Source organism: Marinobacter sp. ATCH36 (genome assembly GCF_023555055.1).
Taxonomy (GTDB): Bacteria; Pseudomonadota; Gammaproteobacteria; order Pseudomonadales; family Oleiphilaceae; genus Marinobacter.
Genome location: NZ_JAMJPL010000015.1, coordinates 1 through 2,685, shown reverse-complemented (window position 1 = coordinate 2,685; position 2,685 = coordinate 1). Strand labels below are relative to the sequence as shown.

General features: G+C 56.8%; 2 protein-coding genes and 1 pseudogene. 2 read left to right on the top strand and 1 reads right to left on the bottom strand.

Annotated features, from left to right (window positions below; translation table 11 throughout):
• Positions 1–139: 139 nt before the first annotated feature.
• Entirely contained in the window at positions 140–1,486 is a 1,347-nt protein-coding gene (gene miaB / locus M8010_RS19845; RefSeq protein ID WP_250094429.1) for a tRNA (N6-isopentenyl adenosine(37)-C2)-methylthiotransferase MiaB, read from the bottom strand.
• Positions 1,487–1,761: 275 nt separating this feature from the next.
• Here miaB and M8010_RS20190 point away from each other — a divergent pair.
• A pseudogene (locus M8010_RS20190) lies at positions 1,762–2,265 on the top strand (TrmH family RNA methyltransferase); the annotation flags it as partial.
• Positions 2,245–2,541: an RNA methyltransferase gene (locus M8010_RS20185; protein WP_284048230.1), complete on the top strand. Its 297-nt coding sequence runs from the start codon at positions 2,245–2,247 to the stop codon at positions 2,539–2,541. The pseudogene M8010_RS20190 and the gene M8010_RS20185, both read left to right, overlap by 21 nt.
• The last annotated feature ends 144 nt before the right edge of the window (positions 2,542–2,685 follow it).

Below are 2,685 nucleotides of genomic sequence, written 5' to 3'. Positions count from 1 at the left end.
GGTGGGTATGCCTTCCCAAAAATGTGCGGAGCCATGGATGGCGGAGCCCAAGCGCCCATGGATGGGCTTGAAGCGTTTTTTGGGAAGGCATACCCACCACTCGCCATTCACCAAACTCTGGACCCATGGGAGCCCAAGCTCAATACATCTCCGAGTTAACAGGCATACCCCGCAGAGAATTAGGCAATGCCTCTTTGATCTCCACGTCAATAAAATGCCCAACCACCTCCGGATTCTCGTGCCGGAAGTTCACAATACGGTTGTTCTCGGTACGGCCCGCGTATTCACCGGGGTCCTTTTTGGACAGGCCCGTTACCAGGATGCGCTGGGTCGTGCCAACCATCTTGCGGCTGATGTCCATGGCCTGCTGGTTGATGCGATCCTGCAGGATGCTCAGGCGCTGCTTCTTCACCGCCATCGGCGTATCGTCCGGCAGATCTGCCGCCGGGGTGCCGGGCCGGGCGCTGTAGATGAAGCTGAAGGACACGTCGAAACCGATATCGTTGATTAGCTTCATGGTGTCTTCAAAGTCTTTTTCGGTTTCACCCGGGAAACCAATAATGAAGTCCGACGAGAAGCTGATGTCCGGGCGGATCTTGCGTAACCGGCGGAGTTTGGATTTGTATTCCAGCGCCGTATGGCCGCGCTTCATGGCCGCCAGGATGCGGTCGGAACCACTCTGGACCGGCAGGTGCAAGTGGCTGACCAGTTCCGGAACCTGTTCGTAGACCTCGATCAGCGAATCCGAGAATTCCACTGGATGGGAGGTGGTATAACGGATGCGGTCAATGCCGTCGATGGTAGCGATCAGCGTGACCAGTTCGGCCATATCCATCACATCGCCGTCGTGAGTCTCACCACGGTAGGCATTCACGTTCTGACCCAGCAGGTTAACCTCGCGTACGCCCTGGCCGGCCAGGTGCGCCACTTCGGTGATCACATCATCCACCGGCCGGCTGACTTCTTCACCGCGGGTGTAGGGCACCACGCAGAAGGTGCAGTATTTGCTGCAGCCTTCCATGATGGAGACAAACGCGGAGGGGCCATCGGCGCCTGGGTCTGGAAGATTGTCGAATTTCTCGATTTCCGGGAAGCTGACATCCACAACACCGACACCGTTTCCCTTGGCGCGGACTTCGGTAATCATGTCCGGCAGGCGGTGCAGGGTTTGTGGGCCGAAGACCATGTCCACGTAGGGCGCCCGATCGATGATGGCCTGGCCTTCCTGGCTGGCCACGCAGCCGCCCACGCCAATAATCAGATCCGGCTTGCTGTTTTTCAGCTTTTTCCAGCGGCCCAGCTGGTGGAACACCTTGTCCTGGGCTTTTTCCCGGATGGAGCAGGTGTTCAGCAACAGAATGTCGGCGTCGTCAGGGGAATCGGTCATTTCGACGGTTTCTCCGGTGCGCAGCAGGTCTGCCATTCTGGAAGAGTCGTACTCGTTCATCTGGCAGCCATGGGTCTTGATGTACAGCTTTTTGGCCATGATTCTCAACGCGGTTGGTGTATGATTTGCGCCGGCAGGTCAGGATTGGCGCTCAAAAAAGTTAGCTGCACATTATAACGGGGTGATCAATCCGCAACCACCTTTGTCTCGGCAATCCTCTAAATCGGCTGTGGTATTATTGGCGCTTTGGAGCACGAAGCGGTTGGGCGAGGCCTTTTGAAAACACGCCGTGAATACGTCCGTGTAGGCTCGGTCGGGCCATCCATGGCCCTCCACGGTTTTCAAAAGGCCCCACCCAACCCCTTCCCAAACCGATGTGCCAAGCCTCATCCGACAACTTTAACTACCAAAAAACCATGACCCCCGAACGCCTGAACCGAATCAAACAAACCCTCAACACCCGCCAACCCGACCTTCGCGTCCTCACCGACCAGGTCCACAAACCCCGCAACCTGTCGGCCATCATCCGCTCCTGCGACGCCTTCGGGGTTGCCAACATGCACGTGGTATGGCCGCGGGAAGGTTTCCGCGCGTTCCGAAAAACTGCCGGGGGCAGCTACAACTGGGTAACCACGCACACCCATCCCACCATGGATAAGGCAATCAGCACCCTGAAAGCGCAGGGGCACAAGCTCTACGCAGCGCAGCTGTCAGACCGCGCGATTGACTAGCGGGAAGCGGATTTCACCGTGCCCTGCACAGTGATCATGGGTAACGAAGTGGACGGCGTCAGCGACAACGCGGCCCAACAGGCAGACGAGCACATCGTGATTCCGATGATGGGCATGGTCGAGTCCCTGAACGTCTCATCTGCCTGCGCCATTATTCTCTCGGAGGCCCAGAGGCAGCGAAAACTGGCGGGGCTGTATGACTACCGGAGACTACCGGACGACGAGTACAACCGCCTGTTGTTCCGCTGGTGCCAGCCGGTGGTAAAACGCTACTGCGACGACCGCAACCTGCCGTACCCGCCCATTGACCCGGAAACCGGTGAGTTGGTTGATGGGGTTGGCTGGATGAAATCAGTCCGTGAGCTAAGGGCAAACCGCCCCAGGTGGGACGACAAAACCCTTACAGAAACCACGGAATCCTGATATCGCAGATCTAACTCGTGCCCATCCAGAAACTCATAATTCATTGATTTCTGGTTAATATTATTGATCAGGCATAAAAAAATCCTCTTGGATCTGGTATGTTTTAAGCGCGAACCAAAACCACCAACCCAAGAGGATTCCGCA